The sequence below is a fragment of the Cupriavidus necator genome, assembly GCF_016127575.1.
Classification (GTDB): Bacteria; Pseudomonadota; Gammaproteobacteria; order Burkholderiales; family Burkholderiaceae; genus Cupriavidus; species Cupriavidus necator_D.
Genome location: NZ_CP066018.1, coordinates 3,080,517 through 3,102,799, shown reverse-complemented (window position 1 = coordinate 3,102,799; position 22,283 = coordinate 3,080,517). Strand labels below are relative to the sequence as shown.

The following is a 22,283-nucleotide window of genomic DNA, read 5'->3' as shown; positions in this document are numbered from 1 at the left end:
GGTGCCGGCCATCCGCCCCACGGGCCGGCCCGCCAGCCCGTGGCGGCCGCCGCAGAGGCCTCCAAGTGAAACTCCACGCCGACCAGCCCCAATCGCTCAATACCGTCACGGCCTACGGGCCGGGCTACATCGAGATCAACCTCGTCCGTCACACCAACTCGGTCCTGGTCATGCCCGAGGGCGAGGTCCGGCCCTGGCCGGTCAGCCGCTTCGAAGACCTGGAGCCTGCGCATTTCGAGCAGCTGGTGGAACTCGGCCCCGAAGTGGTGCTGCTCGGCACCGGCTCGCGGCTGCGCTTCCCGCACCCGCGCCTGACCGCGTCGCTGTCGCGCCGCCATGTCGGGGTGGACGCCATGGACCTGCAGGCCGCCTGCCGCACCTACAACATCCTGATGGCGGAAGGCCGCAAGGTGGCGGCGGTGCTGCTGCTCGAAGCGGAAGCCGCCTGATCTTTGCAAAAGTTGAGCCGGCGCCACGCTTGAAGTCCGGCAGGGCGCCCCAATCTGCCCCGCCAAGGTGGCAGCCCCCTCACCCGATTCTCCCGATCCCCCTGCCCCTCCCCCAGGAGCCACAAGCATGACCGTCAGTCTGAACAAGGCCGTACCCGACTTCAGCGCGCCGATGACCGGCGACGCCACCTTCCGCCTTGCCGACTACCGCGGCAAGACGGTGGTGCTGTACTTCTACCCGAAGGACAACACGCCGGGTTGCACCACGGAGGCCATGAACTTCCGCGACCAGTATGAGGACTTCCAAAAGGCCGGCGTGCAGGTGTTCGGCATCTCGCGCGACAGCATCCGCTCGCACGAGAACTTCAAGGCCAAGCTTGAGCTGCCCTTCGAGCTGATCTCCGACGCCGACGAAGCCGTGTGCACGCTGTTCGATGTCATCAAGCTGAAAAAGCTCTATGGCAAGGAGCACCGGGGCATCGAGCGCAGCACCTTCATCATCGACGGCAAGGGCATCCTGCGCCACGAGCTGCGCGGCATCAAGGTGCCGAACCATGTTGACGAAGTCCTGGAAATCGTGCGCGGGCTCTGAGGTATCGCGTCGGTATCGGCCTTGCCACGACACGGACGCCAGCCCGGCCGTGCTGTGTCGCAACACGCCGTTGGCAAACCCAATTGCCAAACCCAAAACCTTCGGATACATTGGCCCGTAATGAGTTCAGATTCCGGATGCCACGCTGTTTCGACTCCCCGGCCCAGGCGGTTCGCGCCACAGGCCGGTAGCGGACCTGCCGTGTCGGCAGTCCGCAAAAGAGCCGCCAATCCTGTTATGCAGGCATGGCGGCTTTTTTGTTTGCAACCGCGTCTGTCCTCATGCCTGTCCGCGCCGGGAGCCTCGCGCATGCATGCCCCGGCCATCGGTCGCCACGCCGTCTCCGACGTATCGCGGCGTCGCGGCACGGATACCCTCGCCCCCTTCTTGTCCCCCTGAAAGGAAAGCCAAGCATGCCGCTGCCTACCATGCCCGCCAAGCCTGCCCAATTGCTGGATCCGAGCGAGTTTGCTCCGGTCTCCGCGGTGCCCAAGGCCAAAGCCGCCACACAGGGCAAGAAACCTGTGCCGGCGCTCGAGCGCGTGGCATTGCTGGAAACCGGCGACACCGAGGTGCCTGAGGTCCAGGCCCGCGCCGCCGGTGGCACCCGTGCCCGCAGCACCGAGACCCCGGCCGTATCGACGCCTGCCGTCAATGCCGCACCGGTCAGCCTGGTCAAGCCGTCCACCGGCCCCACGCGCCGCGCCCGCAAGTCCGAAGGCCCGAGCAAGCTGTTCGTGCTCGACACCAACGTGCTGATGCACGACCCGGCCTCGCTGTTCCGCTTCGAGGAACACGACATCTATCTGCCGATGATGACGCTCGAAGAGCTGGACAACCACAAGAAGGGCATGAGCGAAGTCGCGCGCAACGCGCGCATGGTCAGCCGCACGCTCGATTCGCTGGTGGGCGGCACCGACGGCGTGCTCGACGAAGGCCTGCCGCTGGCCAAGCTGGGCAACCGCGACGCGCAGGGCAAGCTGTTCTTCCAGACGCGCCTGAACGACATCAAGCTGCCTGAAGGCCTGCCGCAGGGCAAGGCCGACAACCAGATCCTGGGCGTGGTCAGCGCGCTGCAGCAGCAGTACCCCGAGCGCCAGGTCGTGCTGGTGTCGAAAGACATCAACATGCGCATCAAGGCGCGCGCACTGGGCCTGCCGGCCGAAGACTACTTCAACGACCAGGTCCTGGAAGACAAGGACCTGCTCTATGCCGGCGTGCTGCAGCTGCCCGGCGACTTCTGGACCAGGCACGGCAAGGGCGTGGAAAGCTGGCAGGACCCGAAGTCAGGCGCCATGTTCTACCGGCTCACCGGGCCGCTGGTGCCGTCGTTCCTGGTCAACCAGTTCGTCTACCTGGAACCGGTCGACGGCAGCCTGCCGCTGTACGCGCAGGTCAAGGAGATCAACGGCAAGACCGCGCTGCTGCAGACCCTCAAGGACTACACGCACCACAAGAACAATGTGTGGAGCGTGACCGCCCGCAACCGCGAGCAGAACTTCGCGCTCAACCTGCTGATGAACCCGGACATCGACTTCGTCACGCTGCTCGGCCAGGCCGGCACCGGCAAGACCCTGCTGGCGCTGGCAGCCGGGCTGGAACAGGTGCTGGACCAGAAGCAGTACAACGAGATCATCGTCACGCGCGCGACGGTGCCGGTGGGCGAAGACATCGGCTTCCTGCCCGGCACCGAGGAAGAGAAGATGCAGCCCTGGATGGGCGCGTTCGACGACAACCTCGAGGTGCTGCAGAAGAGCGACGACAGCGCCGGCGACTGGGGACGCGCCGCCACGCAGGAGCTGATCCGGTCGCGCATCAAGGTCAAGAGCATGAACTTCATGCGCGGGCGCACCTTCGTCAACAAGTTCGTCATCATCGACGAGGCACAGAACCTGACGCCCAAGCAGATGAAGACGCTGGTGACGCGCGCGGGCCCGGGTACCAAGATCATCTGCCTGGGCAATATCGCGCAGATCGACACGCCGTACCTGACCGAGGGTTCGTCGGGCCTGACCTACGTGGTCGACCGCTTCAAGGGCTGGAGCCACAGCGGCCATATCACGCTGGCGCGCGGCGAACGCTCGCGCCTGGCCGACCACGCCGGCGACGTGCTCTGACACCGGCAACCTGCGGGCGCGCCCTGCCGGTGGCGGGGCGCGCCCGCAGCGCCTGAGCACCGTCGTCAACGGCAAGCACTTTGGGGCTATGATGGCCCCATGTTTGCCGTTGCCCCGCATCCCCACTGGAGGCGTCGATGAATACCCAGCATCTGCCCGGCGGGCATGCGCCTGCCGTCGCCCACAGCCAGCACAGGCAGCGCCTTGCACTGGCCATGCTGGCAGCCGCCGGCATGGCGCTGGCCGCCAGCTGGCGCCCGGCCCATGCCGCCGCCGAAGAAATGGTGATCCGCACCATGGGCCCGGTCAGCTACGTCTGCGGCGGTGTCGCCGAGGACGAGCGCCAGGCGCTGGCCGCGAAGGAAAAGGACTTCAACATGGGCATCCTGTTCACCCAGGGTGCGAACGGTGAATTCCTGTCGGACGTGGCGGTCCGGCTGATGCGCGACGGGCAGGAAGTCGCCAGCTTCCGCGCCGCCGGCCCGCGCTGCCTGATACGTGCGCCCGAAGGCAGCTACAATATCGAGGCCAGTTACAAGGGCCAGGCCAAGTCCATCAAGGTCAGCACCGGTACGCGCAACGCCCAGCTACGCTGGTAGCGGCAAGGCTTCCGGTGCGCCGGCAGGCCGGCGACCGGAAACCCAGGATGCCATTGCGCCGTACCCGAATCCCTACCCATCCACTGCGTGCGCAGGGCCTGCTTGCCCAGGTCCGGCTGCCGCTGCTCTGCGCCACCGCCCTGCTGCTGGCGGCCTGCGCCAGTTCCCCGTCTTCGCGCCACGCCGGCCTGCCGCGGACGCCGGGCAAACCCATGATCGACCCCAGCGCCGGACTGGAAGAGATTTCGATCCAGGCGATGTCCCTGGTCGGCACACCCTATCGCTACGGCGGCAATACACCGGACTCCGGCTTCGACTGCAGCGGGCTGGTGCGCTACGTGGTGTCGCGCGCGGCCAATGTGAACCTGCCGCGCACCACCGAGGCGATGGGCGTCCGCGGCAGCTCGCTGGACCGCAGCGAAGTGGCATCCGGCGACCTGGTGTTCTTCAACACCACCGGCCGCGCCAATTCGCACGTGGGCATCTACGTCGGACAGAACCGCTTTGTCCATGCACCGTCGTCCGGCGGCACGGTCCGTCTCGAAGACATGGGCAAGCCTTACTGGGCCTCGCGCTACAACGGCGCGCGCCGCGTGGTCGCGGCGGTCAACCAGCCGCCCGCGCCAGTGGCAGCCCCGGCCGCGCCACCGCTGCCTGAGCCGGCGCCGGCCTCGGCACCGCTTGGGGTAGACGACGATCCCATCGCGGCCTTCGCCAACCAGTGAAGCGCCCAAACAAAAAGCCAGGCATCAGCCTGGCTTCTTGTTGGTACGGCGGCCCCTGCCTTACAGGATATGCCGCCCGATCCACCATGCGATCGCCGCCATGAAGGCCGACGCCGGGATCGTCAGCACCCAGGCCCAGACGATATTGCCGGCCACGCCCCAGCGCACCGCCGACATCTTCTGCGCCGAGCCGACGCCGACGATGGCGCCGGTGATGGTATGCGTGGTCGATACCGGCACGCCCAGCGCCGAGGCAAAGAACAGCGTAATCGCCCCGCCCGTCTCGGCGCAGAAGCCGCCGACCGGCTTGAGCTTGGTGATCTTCTGGCCCATGGTGCGCACGATCCGCCAGCCGCCGAACAGCGTGCCCATGCCGATGGCCACGTAGCAGCTGACGATCACCCAGGTCGGTGGCTGGCCGCCGGCGACCACATGGCCGCTGGCAATCAGCAGCATCCAGATGATGCCGATGGTCTTCTGCGCGTCATTGCCGCCGTGGCCCAGGCTGTACAGCGAGGCCGAAACCAGCTGCAGCCGGCGGAACCAGCGGTCCACCCGCGACGGCGGCGTGCGGAAGAAGGTCCAGCCCACCATCACCATCATCAGCGAACCGAGCAGGAAGCCCAGCAACGGCGAGACCAGGATGAACGCCACGGTCTTCAGCAGGCCGCTGCCCACCAGCGCGCCCGTGCCGGCCTTGGCCACCGCCGCACCCACCAGCCCGCCGATCAGCGCATGCGACGACGACGACGGGATGCCGTAATACCAGGTGATGACGTTCCAGGCGATCGCCCCGACCAGGGCCCCGAATATCACGTAGTGGTCGACGATATTGACGTCGATGGTGCCGGTCCCCACCGTGGCCGCCACCTTCAGGTGAAAGACAAAGATTGCGACGACGTTGCACATCGCCGCCATTGCCACCGCATGGTGCGGCTTGAGCACGCCGGTGGACACCACCGTGGCGATCGAGTTGGCCGCGTCGTGGAAGCCGTTCATGAAGTCGAACAGCAGCGCGAGCGCCACCAGCAAGGCGATCACCCACAGGCTCATTTGTATGGTCTGCATGCCGATTGCCGCCTCAGGCGTTTTCCAGGACGATGCCTTCGATGATGTTGGCGACGTCCTCGCACTTGTCGGTGATCGTCTCGAGCTGTTCGTAGATGGCCTTCAGCTTGATCAGGCGCTTGACGTCGGTCTCGTCGCGGAACAGCTTGGACATCGCCGAGCGCATCACGCGGTCGGCTTCAGATTCAAGCTGGTCGATCTGCTGGGCGGTCTTCAGGATGGTGCTGGCATTGCCCATGTCCTCGAGCAGGCCCACCGCGATCTTGACCTGGTCGCAGCACTGCACGCAGATGGCCGCCAGGCGCAGCGCTTCGTCGGTCAGGTTGGTCACGTCGTACAGCGAGATAGTCTCGGCCACGTCTTCCATCAGATCCAGGATGTCGTCCATGGTCGTGATGAGCTTGTGGATCTCGTCGCGATCCAGCGGCGTGATGAAGGTCTTGTGGAGCAGGTCGATGGTGTCGTGCGTGATCCGGTCGGCCTTCTTTTCAGTGGCCTGGACGCGGCGGGCATGGGCCTCGGCGTTGGGCAAGTCGTTGACCAGTGCCTGGAGCTCATGGGCGGCGGTCACCGCGCAGTCGGCATGCTGGTTGAAATATTCGAAGAACTTGCCCTCCGTGGGCATGAATCGGCCGAACATGGAATGTTCCTTGTGGCAGCGTGGTGACGCTGCTGATTGTGTTGCAGGATTGAGCGGACGCGTTGCATGACAGTCGCGGGTGGCGACTGTCATCAAAGCGCAATATTTTACAGGGTTACTGGGACATTGCCCGCGAATTTGGCGCAAACAAGACGGCGCCGCACGGACGATTGCAGGCTGGCTTGACTTCGTCAGGTATCGTTGTCGAAGAAAGCCGGGCCGCCGCTGAAGTTGTCGAACTTGGTGAACTGGCCCAGGAAGGTCAGGCGCACCGTGCCGATCGGGCCGTTACGCTGCTTGCCGATAATGATCTCGGCCGTGCCCTTGTCCTGGGAGTCTGCGTTATAGACTTCGTCGCGGTAGATGAACAGGATCACGTCGGCATCCTGTTCGATAGCGCCGGATTCGCGCAGGTCGGACATCACCGGACGCTTGTTGGGACGCTGTTCCAGGCTTCGGTTCAGCTGCGACAGTGCAATCACCGGACAGTTGAGTTCCTTGGCCAGACCCTTGAGCGAACGGGAGATTTCTGAAATTTCCGTGGCGCGGTTCTCGCCGCCGCCCGAACCTGACATCAGCTGGAGGTAATCGATGATGATCAGGCCAAGCTGCCCGCACTGGCGCGCCAGGCGCCGCGAACGGGCACGCAGCTCCATCGGGTTCAGCGCCGGAGTTTCGTCGATGAACAGCTGGGTGTCGTTCATGCGCTGGATCGCATGCGTCAGCCGCGGCCAGTCTTCATCCAGCAGGCGGCCAGTGCGCAGCCGGTGCTGGTCGAGGCGGCCTACCGAGCCGAGCATACGCATGGCCAGCTGGGTGCCCGCCATTTCCATCGAGAACACTGCCACCGGCAGGCCCTGCTCCACTGCCACATGCTCGCCGATGTTCAGCGAGAACGCGGTCTTGCCCATCGACGGGCGGCCGGCCACGATGATCAGGTCGCCCGGCTGCATGCCGCTGGTCATCTTGTCCAGGTCGATGAAGCCGGTCGGCACGCCGGTGACGTCGGTGGTGGAATCGCGGTGGTACAGCTCGTCGATGCGCTCGACCACCTGGGTCAGCAGCGGCTGGATTTCCTGGAAACCCTTCTGGCCGCGCGAGCCTTCTTCGGCAATCGCAAAAACCTTGGACTCGGCCTCATCCAGCAGCTCGCGCACCTCGCGGCCCTTGGGCGCGAACGCGGCCGAGGCGATATCGTCGGCCGCCGTCACCAGCTTGCGCAGCACCGAGCGCTCACGCACGATCTCCGCGTAGCGGCGGATATTGGCCGCGCTGGGCGTGTTCTGCGCCAGCGAATTCAGGTAGGCCAGCCCGCCCACCTCCTCGGCCTTGCCGGCGACCTGCAGCATTTCATAGACCGTGATCACGTCGGCCGGCTTGGTGGCCGAGATCAACCGGGCGATGCTCTGGAAGATCATCCGGTGGTCAAAACGATAGAAATCCGCCTCGGAAATGAAGTCCGCAATGCGGTCCCAGGCGGCGTTGTCCAGCAGCAGGCCACCCAGCACCGATTGCTCGGCTTCGATGGAATGCGGCGGGACTTTGAGGTTCTCGAGTTGGGGGTCGGCGACGGGCGCGTTCATGGGGAGGCATTATAACGGCGGGAGGACGCACTTCGCCGGACATTTGGCGACCGGGCAGGCAAAGACAAGCGGGCAACAAAAAAAGGCAGGAGCCGGGGCTCCTGCCTTTCTTGCTTGCGGTGCTTCAGCCGGCGCAGCGCGCCGGCAAGGCGGCACGTCCTTAGACGCTCTCACCCACGACCGACACGGTCACGTCGACCACGACGTCCGTGTGCAGCGCAACGCTGACCGGGTGGTCGCCCACCATCTTCAGCGGACCGTTCGGCATGCGAACCTGGGCCTTTTCCAGCTTGAAGCCTTGGCCAGCCAGGGCTTCAGCGATGTCGGCATTGGTCACGGAACCGAACAGGCGGCCGTCCACACCCGACTTCTGGCTGATCTGGACGCTCAGGCCGCTCAGCTTCTCGCCTTCGGCTTGCGCGGCGGCCAGCTTCTCGGCAGCGGCCTTTTCCAGCTCGGCGCGCTTGACTTCGAATTCGGCGATCGCGGTTTGCGTAGCACGGCGGGCCTTCTTGCCCGGGATCAGGAAGTTACGGGCGTAACCGTCCTTCACCTTGACGATGTCACCCAGGTTGCCCAGGTTGATGACTTTTTCCAGCAGAATAATTTGCATCGTATTCTCTCCTTAACGGACCTATGGCCTGATCAGTTCTTGTGCAGGTCGGTGTACGGCATCAGCGCGAGGAAACGCGCACGCTTGATGGCCGTATCCAGCTGACGCTGATAGTGAGCCTTGGTACCGGTCAGGCGGGCGGGCGTGATCTTGCCGTTGTCGCCGATGAAGTCCTTCAGGGTGTCCAGATCCTTGTAGTCGATCTGTTCCACGCCAGCCACGGTGAAGCGGCAGAAGCGCTTGCGCTTGAACAGCGGGTTCTGTTGCTGGAAGCGCTTCTTGTTCTTGTTGTCACGTTTGACGAATGCCATGATTCAATCCTTTTCGAATGCTTTACATCCAGTGATGTGAAAGACGAGAGCCTTGCTGTTGCGGTGCTTGCGGGCCAGGAATCCTTCGCAGTCGAGCAGCGTGCCGAGCGGTAAGCGCTCCAGACGCTGGCCAACCTGTCCGACCCCCATCGCTGAGATTGCAAACTCGACCTGCCGCGGCGTTTGCGCCTCGACGGCCTCGCCGCTGTACTGCAGGATGCAGTTCACGACGGGAACCCCGGCCGGGGTATAGCGCAGGGCATCGCGTTCCGCCAGGGTGGCGGCAAGCCGAAGCTGGTTCAACGCGGGACCTCTTGCTGGTTGCAATCCATGCTGCCGTAGCCGACGCTGTCAGCCATGGCGCGCACCGCAGTCCGCACTCAGGCGGCCTGGCCTTCGGTGGTCGTTTGCGCGGCCTTGCGGGCTTCTTCGCGCTGCACTTCCTTCATCATCGGCGAAGGTGCGGTCTCGGCCTTCTTGGTCTGCACGATCAGGTGGCGCAGGACGGCGTCGTTGAACTTGAACGCGTGTTCCAGTTCAGCCAGCGTTTCCTTGCCGCATTCGATGTTCAGGCAAACGTAGTGAGCCTTGGCCAGCTTCTGGATCATGTAAGCCATCTGGCGACGGCCCCAGTCTTCCACGCGGTGAACGTTGCCGTTCTGCGAGGTCACGAGCTGCTTGTAGCGCTCGATCATGGCCGGCACTTGTTCGCTCTGGTCCGGGTGGACGATGAAGACGATTTCGTAATGACGCATTGACGCTCCTTTTGGATTAGCCACCCGGGCGTCACGAGTCCGGTGTGGCAAGGTTGAATAGCCTTACATTATAGCGCGCATGGCGGCAAGTGCGCAAGCCGCTGATTACACAGGCAAATCAGTACACAGGCAAATCAGGCGTTGGCAAACACGGCCTGCAGCCTTGCCGGATCCCGCGCCAGGCCTGAGTCGGCTGCCAGCGCCAGGGCCAGCAGCACGCGCGCCTTATAGGGATTGAGGTCCGTTGCGGAAACAAAAGCTCCATCCGTCGGGCTGAGCTGGGGCGGAATCGCCACATGGCCGGCCCCGGTGCGGGAACTGCGCACCACGGCCACCCCCGCGGCAGCGGCATCGGCCAGCGCCCCGGCCAGCACCTCATGCACCGAGCCATTGCCGGCGGCAGCCACCACCAGCCCGGCTATACCCGCGCGGACCAGCGCATCCACTGCCACCCTGCCCGGCTGCGCGTAGCTCGCCACGATCTCCACCATCGGCCACGCCGCCGGCATCGGCCCGATCACCCAGGCCGCGCGTGGCGCGCGGGCGAAGCGCACGTAGTCGTCCTGCACGAAACCCAGCGGCCCGCAGGCCGAGACAAAGGCGTCCACCGCCGATGTGTGGGCCTTGGCCACATCCCGCGCAGCGTGGATCTGCTGGTTCAGCACCACCAGCACACCCTTGCCGCGCGCATCGGGATGAGCGGCCACGCGCACCGCATCCAGCAGGTTCAGCGGCCCATCGGCCGACAGCGACGTCGACGGCCGCATTGCCGCTGTCATCACCACGGGCACCGGACACGATTGCGTCAGGTGCAGCGCCATCGCAGTTTCTTCCAGCGTATCGGTGCCGTGGGTGATCACGATGCCAGCCACGTCGGGCTGCGCGGACCAGTGCTCAACCCGCGCCGCCAGCGTTTGCCAGAGCGTGAAGGTCATGTCCTTGCTGTCGACCTGGGCCACCTGCTCGGCCTCGATGCGAGCCGCCGACTGCAGCGCGGGCACCGCTGCCAGCAACGACGACACCGGCACGGTCGCCGCCTGGTAGCGTGCGCTGCTGGCAGAGTTTCCGGCCGCGCCAGCAATGGTGCCGCCGGTGGCCAGTACGACGATGCGAGGCAATTGGGTCATGGAGCGTGCAAAGAAAGTGGAAAGGCAGGAATGCCGATTGTAACGGGCGCGCCCCGCCTCGCCGCGGCTCTCGCCGGTGATCCGCATTCCGTCCATGAGACACGCCCCAAAAATTCTGCTTGCGCTCAGGCCGATACTGTATAAAATCACAGCATACTGTTTAAACATACAGTGCCCGGTCAGACGGATGCAGGATAAAGGATCGACCGATCCTCTTACCCGAAACCCCGCGGCCCCGCACGGAACGGCGATCCCATGGCGACCCTGACACCCCGGCAGCAGCAGATTTTCGATCTGATCCGCAACACGATCCGCCGCACCGGCTTTCCGCCCACGCGCGCCGAAATCGCCGCAGAGTTTGGCTTCTCCTCGCCCAATGCCGCGGAAGAACACCTGAGGGCGCTGGCACGCAAGGGCGTGATCGAACTGACCCCGGGCGCTTCACGCGGCATCCGCCTGAAGGTGGCACACAGCGATTCGGAAATGCCCGACCAGTTTTCGTTGCCGATGGCCGGCGTGATGCAGCTGACGCTGCCGCTGGTGGGCCGCGTTGCTGCCGGCAGCCCGATACTCGCCGCCGAGCATATCGACCGCCAGTACCAGGTCGACGCCTCGGTCTTCGACGAACGCCCCGATTACCTGCTGCGAGTGCGCGGCCTGAGCATGCGCGATGCCGGCATCCTCGACGGCGACCTGCTGGCCGTGCGCCGCGCCAGCGAAGCCGCCAACGGCAAGATCGTGGTGGCGCGCCTGGGTGATGACGTGACCGTCAAGCGCCTGCAGCGGCGCGGTGGCCATATCGAACTGATCGCAGAAAACCCGGACTTCACCAACATCATCGTGGAGCCTGGCGAGGAGTTCTCGCTGGAAGGCATCGCCGTCGGGCTGATCCGATCTTCCGGCTTCTAGCCGGGCACCGCAGGCCAACCGCCTGCGCGGGCCCACCCGCTTCCATTGCTTTGCAGACGCCGCCCGGCTTGCCGGGTGTTGACCCCGCTTTGCCTAAAAGAGGTGCCACCATGCCGCAAATCCACCAAGTCGCCGCCCGTCGCCCGGTCAAGCCCGTGCCGTTCCGCCAGAGCAAGGGCGTACGCGTCTACCAGGGTACGCAGCGCCGCACCATGGTCGGCAGCATGGCGGCGATCTGCCGCATGCTTGAACTCGAAACCGCCGAAAAGCTGGCCGCCTGAAATCTGCCGGCTGTCTCCGAGCAGCTGCGGGCGCCGTCCTCAGCTACGCGGCGCACACGCCTTGGCTTCGGCTTCCAGCTCCGTCGGCGTCAGCTGCGGGAACCACGTATCGCTCTTGCGCAGCTCCAGCGCCGTACCATCCGGCTTCGCCGTCAGCGAAATCAGATAGGCGTATTGGTATTCACCGCCAGACGTGGTCTGGCCGATGCGGATCTCGGTCTGGCTCTTCGCCGGATAGTTGACGACCGCGGCGTCATCGCCCAGATTGTTGCGCAGGCATTTCGCAACCTCACCCATCTTGGCGGGCGTGAACAAGCGCATCGGCGCACGCGCGCGAATGTCCTTTTCAGAAGTGCCGGTGGCACACCCTGCCACCATGGCTGCCATCGCTACGCCAACCGCTGCCGCTCGAACAGACATACCGCCCCCGGGAAATGCAGAACGGCGCCCTCGCGAGGCGCCGTTCTGGGAAATGCTTTGGGGTGGCTGATGGGACTCGAACCCACGACGACAGGAATCTCAATCCCGGCATCAATCGCCATTTTCCCCTTTGGAATCAACGCTTTCGGCCTCGTTTTTTTCCCATGAACGCTCAATTTTTCACAAGCATTCATGCGGCTTCTACGGGTGCCGTGGGAAAAATTGTAACCCGTGCGAGCCCCATGCGCCACCTCAATTTTTGGCCCGCCAACGGCGCCCCTTGCCTGCAGCAACCCCCGAGACATACCCGACCACCACCGGCGCAAACTTTCCGTAGCCCGCCTTGTACGCGGCTTTTTTGCATGATTTTTGCATGGCGGAGCAAGGAGGGGATGACCACTGTGGCCGAGATCTGGCGGAAAGAAGCAGTGATCTAAAGCGTGCCGGAGACCGCCGGCGTCATGGCTTACACCACGCCGCCATCCGGGATCGAGCGAGCCGAAACAGATCGGGAATCGTCGTTGTGCTTAATGATCTCGGCCATCTCCGCGCGCGAGACATCCACGATGTCGTCAAGCTCAAGCCCTTCTGCATACGTAAGCGCCTCTTCACCGCGCGCAATATGAAAAATCGTGCCCCGCCAGCTGTCCACGCCGTCCCCGGGACCGGATAGGCGGATGCCAAACTCGACATCCTGATCAAGGACGCGAACGGTCACTAGATCTCCCACGTCAACTTGAATACCGTCAACCGCGTATTCTCGGGCCACGACTATCACGGGCCGTTGCGTGTAGCCTCTGGCAAATATCGCTTGCATTTTTCGCTCCCGCTGAGCATCGCCCCAAACTGCAGAGGCAACCGGGACATCCACGACAGGCGTGGGACCGCTTGTTCCTGCGCTTTGACTGCAATGCATCGAGCTCGCTACACTGCGACGGCGAGGTACAGCCCGCCCAGAATGATCAGCCCAGCAACCAGCGCGAAGTAATAGCGCGCGCCGTGCACGGGGAGTTCTGGGTGGCCGGGTAGGTGAGAAACGTGGCGCTTCATCGCGGTTAGCGTGCAGAAGACTGAGTTAAGCATAGGCCTCTGAGAACAGGAACGCCATGTTGGCACCGGCGCCTGACGACGGCTCGAATACACCCTCCCTTCGATCTCTCGACCCGACCGAGGGCTTTTTTGCACGGATCGGCGGTTTTGCACAACGTATAGCGCGCTTTCCTGACACGAATGCGCCTCTGACCAGCTATTTGCCATCTCCATCCACGAAGGTAGGAGGTTGCCCGACATCGAGTTCGACTCATCGCGCCTACAACGAAGACATGCCCCAACCAAGGAGGTGCATTAATGTCTGTCAATACCGTCCAGGTTGTGCTGACCGAAGAATCCCGATGGGCCGTAGAAACCGATGATCCAAGCGGCACGCGTGTAACCTATCCCTCCCGCGGCGCAGCGATTGCCGCAGGCGTTCAAATGGCAATGGCGCAGGATGCCGTCCTCACGATCCATGGCGTGGAAAACGAGCCAAGTGAGATCGATTTTCGCGATTGCGACGCGAGCGCGCTCACTTGCATCCGTGATGCCGATTAAGGTCATGCCCTCAGTTGGATTCTAAGTGGGCGGTCCTGCGACACGCCTGCCTCCACTTCGGGCCCTCGCCACCCTGGTCGAGGGCTTTTCTTTTGCCAGACAGGCCCGATTGAGCATCTGTCCAACATTGATTGCTCATGTGTAGGCCCTAGACTCGAATTGCATACTGATGCGGGGGTCCCAAAATGCGACACGTTCACATCATGCCGCATCTCGGCCATTGGGACATCTGTCGAGACGGCAGTCCGAATATCCCGTTCACTACGAAAGCGGACGCCGTCCGTGACGGCTGGACAGCCGCCTGTGCCGAACGCGTCGATCTCTACGTTCACAGGCTAGACGGGACAATGCACCGGTACTTGAGCCGGGTCGATGGAACCAATCCAGAGCGCGACGAAGAATAGCGCCGGCATGCTTGCTGGGAAGAAACGCCTGATCGTCTCGTCTGGGTCGCCGGCGGCTAGCGCGTTGCCGAGTTGGTCGACGGCGATCAGCACGTTTCAGAAGTAGCGCTTCATCACTCCCCTCCTTCGCGGGGCGGCCAGCAGCGAACTCGCCGGCCACCCGGCCGCGCAGACCCTTCGGCGCCCCTTTCAACATCCGATCTGCGCTCGGCGTCGCCATCTGCTTGACGCGGCTCTGCAACTGGCGCCCGTTGATCAGGATGGGTGATTCCGGGTTCTTTTCGTTCCAGCTATGCAGCCAGGCTGACGCCCGGTCCTGAATGCCCTTGTCGCGCTCGGCCAGGCCGCGCGACCAGAGATCCAGGATGTCGGCTTGCGTCTTCTGCACCAGGGCGATGTCCTGGCGCGTCGGCATGCGGCGGCGGGTGAGTACCGACATCGACAACGGCGGCTCGGCATTTCCCACGTCGTTCAACAGGGACTACCCGAACGAGATAGTTGGCGGCATGACCCTTCGCGACTACTTCGCCGCGAAGGTTGTCGTTGGCGATGAAATCGGCGTCCGCTATGCGGAGCAACTGCTCGGCCGCGCCATGCCTGACTACGCCGCCCACCCGCTAGCCAACGCGATCTTCTGGGCTGATGCGCGTGCCCGCCTCCGCTACATCGAGGCCGACGCCATGCTCGCCGCTAGGGAGGCAGCATGACAACCCTGAAGGCATACGAGGTCCACTTCGGCGATCACCACGAAGCTCGAGCGCAGGTCCGCCGACGCCTACGACTTCGCGGCACACGCCAACCCATCGACCACCCACCGTCACTACGATCGGCGCAAGGTCAAACGGGCAGCAGCAACAGAATAAGGGAGCAGAAAACAGAAACGGCACCAGTGGCGCCGTGGGGAAATTCCGCATCATGGGACGGTTAGAAAGCCCGTAAGGCCTTGATGCGAAAGAAAATTTGGGGTGGCTGATGGGACTCGAACCCACGACGACAGGAATCACAATCCTGGACTCTACCAACTGAGCTACAGCCACCGTAGAGGTCATCAGCGCGTTACGTTGCTGATCGACGAAAACCAAGATTATACAAACAGTTTGCCGGAATGGCTAGTATTCCGCACAATTTTTTTGAGAGAAAAGCTCAGGTTCTGGACGGGCTCCACTTTGCTTCAAGCAGCACTGCCTGCTTGATGGCTTCGACGGTCTCCGCTTCGGTATCGAACTGCCCCAACAGGCGGCGCGACTTGCCGTTCAGCACGGCTTCCTGCAACGCCTTGCCAGCAGCTTCCGAAGTGCCGGGATGCCAGCAGTAGCGTGCCGTCCATTTGCCGTCCTGCAGTTGCTCGGCAACCCAGATCACCCTGAAGTCTTCATAGACAACGCCGAACGGCGCTTCGTTTTCCACGTTTTCTTTTTCCACGCTGCTCCCCCTGCCGGCTCGGTCCGCATGCCATGCCTTGTCTCGCCTGGGGCTATGCGAGGGATCGTATCACGGCCGCCGACCAGGGCGCCCGCCCGGCGCTGGCACCTTCGCGCCTGCCGCTGATTCGCTCGCGGAAATATGCTGTGCACAGCCCCTACCTCTGCAGGGTTCATGCCGCAAATGCGCGAAGCGATACTTGTGCCTGAGGGACATTGACCCCCCTCGACCTTCCCGTCAGGCGGCCCGCCCCATCGGGCCGCCTGCCTCTTTTTGGCCACCCTGCCTTCTCATTGTCGTGGCGCCAGCACCTGGCGAAGGAACCTCACGAGCATCTGAGAGCCCAATCGACGTCATCGACAAAAATCGACACGTCTACGAACGGCAGGAAACGGGAATGCAAATCAAGTGTAGATGGCCAGCGCGGATTCTTGCGCTGACGGCATTGGCGGCCACCTTGCTCGGCGGATGCGCTGGCGGCGGGGTCGACGGCAGGGAATCGAGCATCACGACGTACGGCACGCTGGACGTAGGCATCAGCCATACGCGCTAGCCTGCTGGCGTGACCGATGGAACTCTTTACGGGGACAACCGTCTAATCCCCTCGTCGGCGCAAGCAAAGCGAGCGCGCAAAAAAAGAGTCCGCAGCGCGGACTCTTAAATTTAGCGATCTCAAATGCCCTGAAGGCGGTTGCACTGTAACTGTCATCCTGGGAATGCACCATTCGGGTAAACGAAGAGCAACAAGCCTGGCGTAGCAACAAGAGTACGGCGACGAAAAAAAAGCCCGCCGAAGCGGGCTAATAATCAGTTGAAGAAAGCCCTGTATTCGAGGGCAGGCACAGTGTATGAAAGTGCCCTGCCTCAGCGAATTAGGGGAATCCCTTTCCTGGCGCCGGTTTCCGGGCGATCAGGCATTGCAAGTGCGGCGCGCGGTACCCCCGCGCAGCCATGCACATTTTCACGATTCGGAGTTAGAGCGCGGCCTCGGCAGAACGCGCAGCCCACGCTCGCTTACGCGGCCAGAGGCTCTTGTGCCTGCGGCCGCAAGTGCGCGCGCGCCTCTTCGAACAGTGCATCCACATCGGCTCGCGTGCGTGCCGCATTCATGCGCTTGGCATCCGACAGCACGCGGCGCCAGCCACGTCCGCCCGCGATGCCACGATGCAGGCCAAGCATGTGGCGCGTGACCGCGCCCATATAGCCACCCCGCTCCACCAGGTCGCCGATATAGCGCTGCATCGCCAGCTCGACATCGAGCCGCGACGGCGCCGGCGCACTCGCATCGCCATAGAAGCGCGCATCCATTTCGGCCAATACATAGGGCTGATGGTATGCCTCGCGACCGATCATCACGCCATCGACGTGCTCGAGGTGGGCCGCCACCTCGTCATAGCTGACGATGCCACCGTTGATCAGGATCTCCAGCTCAGGAAACTCCTGCTTCAGCTGGTACGCCACCTCATAGCGCAGCGGCGGAATCTCACGGTTTTCTTTCGGGCTCAGGCCCTTCAGGATCGCATTGCGCGCGTGGACGATAAACGTGCCGCAACCCGCCTCGGCCACCCGGCCGACGAAATCACGAACAAAATCGTAGTGCTCGATCTTGTCGATGCCGATGCGATGCTTGACGGTGACCGGGATATCCACCGCATCGCGCATCGCCTTGACGCAGTCGGCCACCAGTTGCGGCTCGGCCATCAGGCACGCGCCGAAGGCCCCGCGCTGCACGCGCTCGGACGGGCAGCCGCAGTTCAGGTTGACTTCCGCATAGCCCCACTGCTGCCCCAGCTTGGCCGCCATGGCAAGATCTGCCGGCTCGCTGCCGCCCAACTGCAGCGCGACCGGGTGTTCGGCCGCATCGAAGTCCAGGTGGCGCGGGACGTCGCCATGCAGCAGCGCGCCGGTGGTCACCATCTCGGTGTACAGCCAGGTGTGGCGGCTGAGCTGGCGGTGGAACATGCGGCAATGGCGGTCGGTCCAGTCCATCATCGGGGCCACGGATACCCGGCGCGGGCTTGCAGCAGCGATCTTCCCTTGATAATCAGTCATTTCACAACGATCCGCCTGGACCGATATTCCTACTTAGAAAAACTCAAAAACTGCCTCGTCAGCCTGTCGGGAAACGGCAAGTTCGCTGATGAGCGGAAGCGCTTGAGTTTACCATCGAGGGCAGATCGAGATCGATCGAAGCAACACAGGTGCACTCGCGATGCTGAAACGGCTCCTTGGCATCACTCCACGTGCACGGCTTAACTGGGCTATAGAAGACGTGCAGCACAGATAACATGCACATTCGGACTGCGCTGATTGATTCCCGAAGCCCTCTGCGTGCAAATGGGAACGTGCGCGCCCGCCCCTGACAGGGGCCCCGCACCACCGCGCGGCAGGATGATTTTCAACACTGGGAAATTACAAGCATCTTCAACAGATGCTGCCTGCATTCTCAGGCTCATCAACATCAAGGCCGGGCGATGGCCGGGCTGTACGACAGCCTGGGGAACCCGGCGCATTGGGTTGCAGCCACGCCGGGGACAAACGTGTTTGGCCGAAGCAATTTCACGATCCACGGCGGAAGCTACCCTGGCTCTGCAGGTTGCATCGACTTCACCAGTTCAATGAACTCCTTTGCCAAGGAGTTTTTGTACTATGCGAAAGACATGGAACTGGAAGTTCGCTATTAAGGCTGTCGGTTCCGGCATCCTCGGTCTCGTCGCCATGCTGATGCTTGTAGAGATACGGGGAGCCTGGACAGGCCCTGAAAACTATCCGTTCGGCGGCCAAGGACCATCTGCGGCGATGTGGGCATATCAATCACAGGCGAACTACCTGCTGTCGTGCTTCGCACTCCTGCTTGGTTACTCACTTGCAATTTGGGCGTTGCTGGCAATGAACCGCAGCATTTGGCTGCGCTGGCTGGCCGGGATGCCGGTGCTTCTCCTCTGGGCATGGATGGCACTCGATGGTTCTCGACTCGACCTCTGAACGTTCGCTGACAGGAGCCGGGGCGGATGCGCACGCCTTCGTAACCTGACACGTCCCCCCAAACCGCGGTTACAGGCTACCGCGTCGAGGTTCACAGCGCCCGGCCCCCGCAGTATCACCGCGGCGCAGTCCGCTCGATCCAGCCTGCAAACGTCGTCAGAAATTTGCCGAGAAAGCCCTTGGTCGATTCATTGGCGATCCCGCCCTGCTCATCAAACAGCTTGTCGACGCCGCTGATATACGCCTCAGGCTGCTGCAGCATCGGGACATTGAGGAACACCATCGACTGGCGCAGGTGCTGGTTGGCACCGAAGCCACCGATGGCGCCGGGCGAAGCGCTGATGACGGCGCCAGGCTTGCCGTCCCAGACGCTGCTGCCGTAGGGCCGCGAGCCCACGTCGATGGCGTTCTTCAGCGGCGCGGGCACGGAGCGGTTGTATTCCGGGGTCACGAACAACACGGCGTCGGCGCGGCGGACGCGGTCGCGGAACGTGGTCCAGGCCTGGGTAGGTTTGTCGTCCAGGTCCTGGTTGTACAGCTGCAGCTCGCCGATCTCGACAATCTCCAGCTTGAGTTGCTGCGGCGCCAGCGCGATCAGCGCCTTGGCCAGTTTGCGGTTGTATGACTCCTTGCGCAGGCTTCCCACCAGTACAACGACATCACGAGGATTACTCATTGCGGCTCCTTTGACTGTGTGGACGGAATGACGCGGACGGCGCACGCGGCCAGGGTTGGCCTGGCCGCGTGCGCCGGTCCAGCCGTCACTCTACCCGAGTCGGCGCCGCCACGTCCTGCGCAGCGGATGTCAGGCAGTCTTGCCGAGCGACGCCAGCGGATGTTCCTCGGCGCGCCACGGGCTGTCGAAGAACGACAGCACCTTCTCGCGGCTGACATCATCAAGCCGCGCATGCTGCCAGCGCGGCTTGTGGTCCTTGTCGACAGCCAGTGCGCGGATGCCCTCGACACCGTCGCCGTTGCGGAACACGTAATGCATCATGTCCAGTTCCATGCGCAGCTCGTCTTCGAGCGACATGCTGCGCGCACGGCGGATCTGCTCCAGCGTCACGCACAGCATCAGTGGCGAGCGGCTGCGCAGCATGGCGGCGGTCTGCGCGGCCCAGTCGCCCGGGGCGTCGCTGACGGCGGCGAGGATGTCCGGCATGGTGTTGCCCGCGAACAGGCTGTCGATCTGCGCCGACAACCCGGCCAGCGTGCTTTGCGCCGGCACGCAGTCATCGCGGTGCGCAGCGGTAAAGCCTTCGATGTGCGCCAGCACGGCGTCGCCGCTGGCAAACTGCTGCGTGCGCAGCGAATCGACCAGCTCGGCCAGCCGGTTGCGCGGCAGATAGGCGTCGGCCAGCCCGGCGTAGAGTGCGTCGGCGGCATGGATCACGGTGCCGGTCAGCCCCAGGTACTCGCCGATGCGGCCCGGCGTGCGCGCGAGGAACCAGCCGCCGCCCACATCCGGGAACAGGCCGATATTGGTTTCCGGCATCGCCATCTTGGTGCGATCGGTGACCAGGCGCAGCCGCGCCCCTTGCGAGATGCCCATGCCGCCACCCATCACCACGCCGTCCATCAGTGCGATATAGGGCTTGGCATAGCGGTGGATCAGGAAGTTCAGCGCGTATTCTTCGACAAAGAACTGGTCGAGCAGCGGATCGCCTTCGTGCGCAGCCTTGTGAAAATAGCGGATATCGCCCCCGGCGCAGAAGGCCTTGCCGCCGGCACCGGCAACCACCACGGCCGCCACCTCGGGTGCGGCGGCCCAGGTCTGCAGCGCCTGGGTGATGGCGCGGATCATGTCGAGCGACAGGGCGTTGAGCGCCTGCGGGCGGTTCAGCGTCAGGTATCCGATGCCACCGCGGACCTCGGTCGTGACGAATTCAGTCATGTCGTACTCCTCCAATGCAACTCGCGATTTTACGCCAGTCGCATCGGCAAGCGCACCCCTGTGGGCAGCTTGCTGCGCATGTGCAGTCACTGCGCATGCGCCCGGCACCGTCACGCCAGCCGGAACGTCGCCACCAGCGAGGTCAGGCGCTGCGCCTGGTCTTCGAGCGATGCCGCCGCGGCGGCCGCCTGCTCCACCAGCGCCGCATTCTGCTGCGTCATGCTGTCCATCTGCGACACCGCCACGTTGACCTGCTCGATGCCGTTGGACTGCTCGTCCGAGGCCGCGCTGATATCGCCGATGATGGCCCTGACACGCTGCACCGCGTCGACGATGTCCTGCATCGCCCGACCGGCGTCATCGACCAGCCCCGAGCCCTCACGCACATTGGCCACCGAGGCGCCGATCAGCGCGCGGATTTCCTTCGATGCGCCGGCGCAGCGCTGCGCCAGGTCGCGCACATCGCCAGCCACCACGGCAAATCCCCGGCCGTGCTCGCCGGCACGCGCGGCTTCCACGGCCGCGTTCAGCGCCAGGATATTGGTCTGGAACGCAACCTTCTCGATCACGTCGATGATGTCGACGATCTTGCCCGAGCTGGCATCGATCGATTGCATGACGTTGACCACGCGCAGCACGGCCTCGCTGCCGCGCTCGGCCAGGCTCGCGGCATCCGTTGCCAGCCCGCGGGCCTCGCGCGCGCTGTCGGCATTCTGGCGCACGGTACTGGTCAGTTCCTCCATGCTGGAGGCGGTCTCTTCCAGCGAGGCCGCCTGCTGCTCGGTACGCTGCGACAGGTCGGCGTTGCCGCTGGCGATCTGCTTGCTGGCCGAGGCAATCGAGTCCGCGCCGCCACGCACGTCGCCCACCATGGCCACCAGGCTGGCCTGCATCCGTCCCAGCATGCCGAGCATGCGCGCGGTCTCGTTGCGCGCCGACTCATCGGCCAGCACCTCGCCGCCGGAAGCGGCGACGCTCAGGTCGCCACCCGCGATCTTCTCGAAACGCCCGATCGCAGTATCCAGCGGCTGCACGATCGAACGGCGCAGGCGCCATGCCACCACGGTGCTGAATGCCAGGCCCACTGCCAGCACGCATGCCGACAGCGCGAACAGGTTGCGATAGCGTTGCTGCGATGCCTCGTAGACCTGCTTGGCGCTGGCCACCTGCAGCTTGTTCAGTTCGGCATTGACGGCGGTGAAGGCGATGTCGAGCTGCGGGATGGTTTCGAGCACGGCCTTCATCACGCCATCGCGGTCGCCGGCATGCAGCGCAGTGATCATCGGCGCGACACCCTGCTTGAAGAGCGCATCGCGCCTGGCGGTGACATCCTCCACCGCCCTGGCTTCGTCAGCCGAGCGCGGCAAGGCGAGATAGGCCTGCCAGGCCTTCTCTGAATCGCGCGCAAAGCCTTCCGCGGTCGCGGCGCGCGCCTTGGCATCGGCGGGGTCCGTGGCGAAGGTCGCCTGGTCCAGCAGTACGCGCACCAGCAGCTGGTTCGAACGCGCTTCGGCCAGGTTGACCGCGGCCGACAGCTGCTGCCCATAGATCTGGTGCGTCGCCTCGTTGCTGCGCGACATGCCGAGCCAACCCACTGCGCCGACAATCAACAACAACAAGTTTGTGACGATGGTGAGGAACCACAATCTGGCTCCGATGGTAGTGTTCTTGAACATGAAGGCTCCGGGGGAAGAGGAATCGGGGAAATCGGGAGCGCGAGCCGCGCCGCCGCCCTGTTCAACTACGGCACGCTGGCTGCGTCCTTTACCGGTATTCACCACCTTCACACGCGTGACAGA

At 63.9% G+C, this 22,283-nt stretch carries 27 protein-coding genes and 1 tRNA gene; 11 read left to right on the top strand and 17 right to left on the bottom strand.

Going from position 1 to position 22,283, the window contains the following annotated elements; translation table 11 throughout:
• Window positions 1–65: 65 nt before the first annotated feature.
• The 5 genes from I6H87_RS14515 (at window position 66) to I6H87_RS14495 (ending at window position 4,482) form a co-directional block, all read left to right on the top strand.
• The gene (locus tag I6H87_RS14515) at window positions 66–449 is read left to right on the top strand and encodes an Mth938-like domain-containing protein (RefSeq protein ID WP_010810473.1); all 384 of its coding nucleotides are present in this window, start codon (window positions 66–68) and stop codon (window positions 447–449) included.
• Between the two features lie 127 nt (window positions 450–576).
• Entirely contained in the window at window positions 577–1,041 is a 465-nt protein-coding gene (locus I6H87_RS14510) for a peroxiredoxin (RefSeq protein WP_010810472.1), read from the top strand.
• 413 nt (window positions 1,042–1,454) lie between these two features.
• The gene (locus tag I6H87_RS14505; protein ID WP_010810471.1) at window positions 1,455–3,158 is read left to right on the top strand and encodes a PhoH family protein; all 1,704 of its coding nucleotides are present in this window, start codon (window positions 1,455–1,457) and stop codon (window positions 3,156–3,158) included.
• A gap of 137 nt (window positions 3,159–3,295) precedes the next feature.
• Window positions 3,296–3,757 carry a hypothetical protein gene (locus I6H87_RS14500; RefSeq protein WP_011615585.1) on the top strand — a complete coding sequence of 154 codons (462 nt, stop codon included), beginning with the start codon at window positions 3,296–3,298 and terminating at the stop codon, window positions 3,755–3,757.
• Between the two features lie 47 nt (window positions 3,758–3,804).
• The gene (locus I6H87_RS14495; protein ID WP_010809519.1) at window positions 3,805–4,482 is read left to right on the top strand and encodes a C40 family peptidase; all 678 of its coding nucleotides are present in this window, start codon (window positions 3,805–3,807) and stop codon (window positions 4,480–4,482) included.
• Window positions 4,483–4,542: 60 nt separating this feature from the next.
• Here I6H87_RS14495 and I6H87_RS14490 read toward each other — a convergent pair whose 3' ends face one another.
• From I6H87_RS14490 to I6H87_RS14455, 8 genes are all read right to left on the bottom strand, one after another.
• The gene (locus I6H87_RS14490; protein ID WP_010809518.1) at window positions 4,543–5,550 is read right to left on the bottom strand and encodes an inorganic phosphate transporter; all 1,008 of its coding nucleotides are present in this window, start codon (window positions 5,548–5,550) and stop codon (window positions 4,543–4,545) included.
• Between the two features lie 13 nt (window positions 5,551–5,563).
• Window positions 5,564–6,190, bottom strand: a complete 627-nt coding sequence (locus I6H87_RS14485) for a DUF47 domain-containing protein (RefSeq protein ID WP_010809517.1) — start codon at window positions 6,188–6,190, stop codon at window positions 5,564–5,566.
• Between the two features lie 191 nt (window positions 6,191–6,381).
• Window positions 6,382–7,773, bottom strand: coding sequence for a replicative DNA helicase (locus I6H87_RS14480; protein ID WP_010809516.1), 1,392 nt, complete (start codon window positions 7,771–7,773; stop codon window positions 6,382–6,384).
• Between the two features lie 160 nt (window positions 7,774–7,933).
• Window positions 7,934–8,386, bottom strand: coding sequence for a 50S ribosomal protein L9 (rplI, locus tag I6H87_RS14475; RefSeq protein WP_010809515.1), 453 nt, complete (start codon window positions 8,384–8,386; stop codon window positions 7,934–7,936).
• A 32-nt stretch (window positions 8,387–8,418) separates the two neighbouring features.
• On the bottom strand, window positions 8,419–8,697 hold the full coding sequence (gene rpsR / locus I6H87_RS14470; protein WP_006163606.1) for a 30S ribosomal protein S18: 279 nt from the start codon (window positions 8,695–8,697) through the stop codon (window positions 8,419–8,421).
• Between the two features lie 3 nt (window positions 8,698–8,700).
• Window positions 8,701–9,000: a primosomal replication protein N gene (priB, locus tag I6H87_RS14465; RefSeq protein ID WP_011615586.1), complete on the bottom strand. Its 300-nt coding sequence runs from the start codon at window positions 8,998–9,000 to the stop codon at window positions 8,701–8,703.
• Window positions 9,001–9,077: 77 nt separating this feature from the next.
• Window positions 9,078–9,452 (bottom strand): 30S ribosomal protein S6, encoded by a 375-nt coding sequence (gene rpsF / locus I6H87_RS14460; protein ID WP_010809513.1) that lies wholly within the window; start codon window positions 9,450–9,452, stop codon window positions 9,078–9,080.
• A 134-nt stretch (window positions 9,453–9,586) separates the two neighbouring features.
• The gene (locus I6H87_RS14455; RefSeq protein WP_041687807.1) at window positions 9,587–10,579 is read right to left on the bottom strand and encodes an asparaginase; all 993 of its coding nucleotides are present in this window, start codon (window positions 10,577–10,579) and stop codon (window positions 9,587–9,589) included.
• 255 nt (window positions 10,580–10,834) lie between these two features.
• Between I6H87_RS14455 and lexA the strand changes: the two genes are divergently transcribed.
• Both lexA and I6H87_RS14445 read left to right on the top strand, forming a co-directional pair.
• Window positions 10,835–11,488, top strand: a complete 654-nt coding sequence (gene lexA / locus I6H87_RS14450) for a transcriptional repressor LexA (RefSeq protein ID WP_011615588.1) — start codon at window positions 10,835–10,837, stop codon at window positions 11,486–11,488.
• Between the two features lie 110 nt (window positions 11,489–11,598).
• Window positions 11,599–11,769, top strand: coding sequence for a hypothetical protein (locus I6H87_RS14445; protein ID WP_010809510.1), 171 nt, complete (start codon window positions 11,599–11,601; stop codon window positions 11,767–11,769).
• 39 nt (window positions 11,770–11,808) lie between these two features.
• Here the strand turns inward: I6H87_RS14445 and I6H87_RS14440 are convergent, their stop codons facing one another.
• Window positions 11,809–12,156 carry a hypothetical protein gene (locus tag I6H87_RS14440; protein WP_011615589.1) on the bottom strand — a complete coding sequence of 116 codons (348 nt, stop codon included), beginning with the start codon at window positions 12,154–12,156 and terminating at the stop codon, window positions 11,809–11,811.
• 499 nt (window positions 12,157–12,655) lie between these two features.
• Window positions 12,656–13,006 carry a hypothetical protein gene (locus I6H87_RS14435; RefSeq protein WP_011615590.1) on the bottom strand — a complete coding sequence of 117 codons (351 nt, stop codon included), beginning with the start codon at window positions 13,004–13,006 and terminating at the stop codon, window positions 12,656–12,658.
• 530 nt (window positions 13,007–13,536) lie between these two features.
• Between I6H87_RS14435 and I6H87_RS14430 the strand changes: the two genes are divergently transcribed.
• The 3 genes from I6H87_RS14430 to I6H87_RS14420 all read left to right on the top strand — a co-directional run bounded on the left by I6H87_RS14430 (window position 13,537) and on the right by I6H87_RS14420 (window position 14,890).
• Window positions 13,537–13,779, top strand: coding sequence for a DUF2188 domain-containing protein (locus tag I6H87_RS14430; protein WP_011615591.1), 243 nt, complete (start codon window positions 13,537–13,539; stop codon window positions 13,777–13,779).
• Between the two features lie 185 nt (window positions 13,780–13,964).
• On the top strand, window positions 13,965–14,183 hold the full coding sequence (locus I6H87_RS34875) for a DUF2188 domain-containing protein (RefSeq protein WP_081050264.1): 219 nt from the start codon (window positions 13,965–13,967) through the stop codon (window positions 14,181–14,183).
• A 395-nt stretch (window positions 14,184–14,578) separates the two neighbouring features.
• Complete coding sequence (locus I6H87_RS14420) at window positions 14,579–14,890, top strand: hypothetical protein (protein WP_136227780.1); 312 nt, start codon at window positions 14,579–14,581, stop codon at window positions 14,888–14,890.
• 254 nt (window positions 14,891–15,144) lie between these two features.
• On the opposite strand, the gene I6H87_RS14415 is transcribed toward I6H87_RS14420, so the two are convergent.
• From I6H87_RS14415 to dusA, 4 genes are all read right to left on the bottom strand, one after another.
• Window positions 15,145–15,220 (bottom strand) — tRNA-His (locus I6H87_RS14415).
• A gap of 106 nt (window positions 15,221–15,326) precedes the next feature.
• Window positions 15,327–15,605, bottom strand: a complete 279-nt coding sequence (locus tag I6H87_RS14410; protein WP_011615592.1) for a hypothetical protein — start codon at window positions 15,603–15,605, stop codon at window positions 15,327–15,329.
• 325 nt (window positions 15,606–15,930) lie between these two features.
• Complete coding sequence (locus I6H87_RS14405; protein ID WP_155737068.1) at window positions 15,931–16,149, bottom strand: hypothetical protein; 219 nt, start codon at window positions 16,147–16,149, stop codon at window positions 15,931–15,933.
• A 470-nt stretch (window positions 16,150–16,619) separates the two neighbouring features.
• Complete coding sequence (dusA, locus tag I6H87_RS14400) at window positions 16,620–17,657, bottom strand: tRNA dihydrouridine(20/20a) synthase DusA (RefSeq protein WP_011615594.1); 1,038 nt, start codon at window positions 17,655–17,657, stop codon at window positions 16,620–16,622.
• Window positions 17,658–18,254: 597 nt separating this feature from the next.
• Here dusA and I6H87_RS14395 point away from each other — a divergent pair.
• Window positions 18,255–18,590 carry a hypothetical protein gene (locus tag I6H87_RS14395; protein WP_041687431.1) on the top strand — a complete coding sequence of 112 codons (336 nt, stop codon included), beginning with the start codon at window positions 18,255–18,257 and terminating at the stop codon, window positions 18,588–18,590.
• A gap of 115 nt (window positions 18,591–18,705) precedes the next feature.
• Here the strand turns inward: I6H87_RS14395 and I6H87_RS14390 are convergent, their stop codons facing one another.
• The 3 genes from I6H87_RS14390 to I6H87_RS14380 form a co-directional block, all read right to left on the bottom strand.
• A complete protein-coding gene (locus tag I6H87_RS14390) occupies window positions 18,706–19,266 on the bottom strand; it encodes an NADPH-dependent FMN reductase (RefSeq protein ID WP_010809499.1) in 561 nt (186 codons plus the stop codon).
• A 129-nt stretch (window positions 19,267–19,395) separates the two neighbouring features.
• Entirely contained in the window at window positions 19,396–20,484 is a 1,089-nt protein-coding gene (locus I6H87_RS14385; protein WP_011615595.1) for an enoyl-CoA hydratase/isomerase family protein, read from the bottom strand.
• Window positions 20,485–20,594: 110 nt separating this feature from the next.
• The gene (locus tag I6H87_RS14380; RefSeq protein ID WP_010809497.1) at window positions 20,595–22,160 is read right to left on the bottom strand and encodes a methyl-accepting chemotaxis protein; all 1,566 of its coding nucleotides are present in this window, start codon (window positions 22,158–22,160) and stop codon (window positions 20,595–20,597) included.
• Window positions 22,161–22,283: the final 123 nt, after the last annotated feature.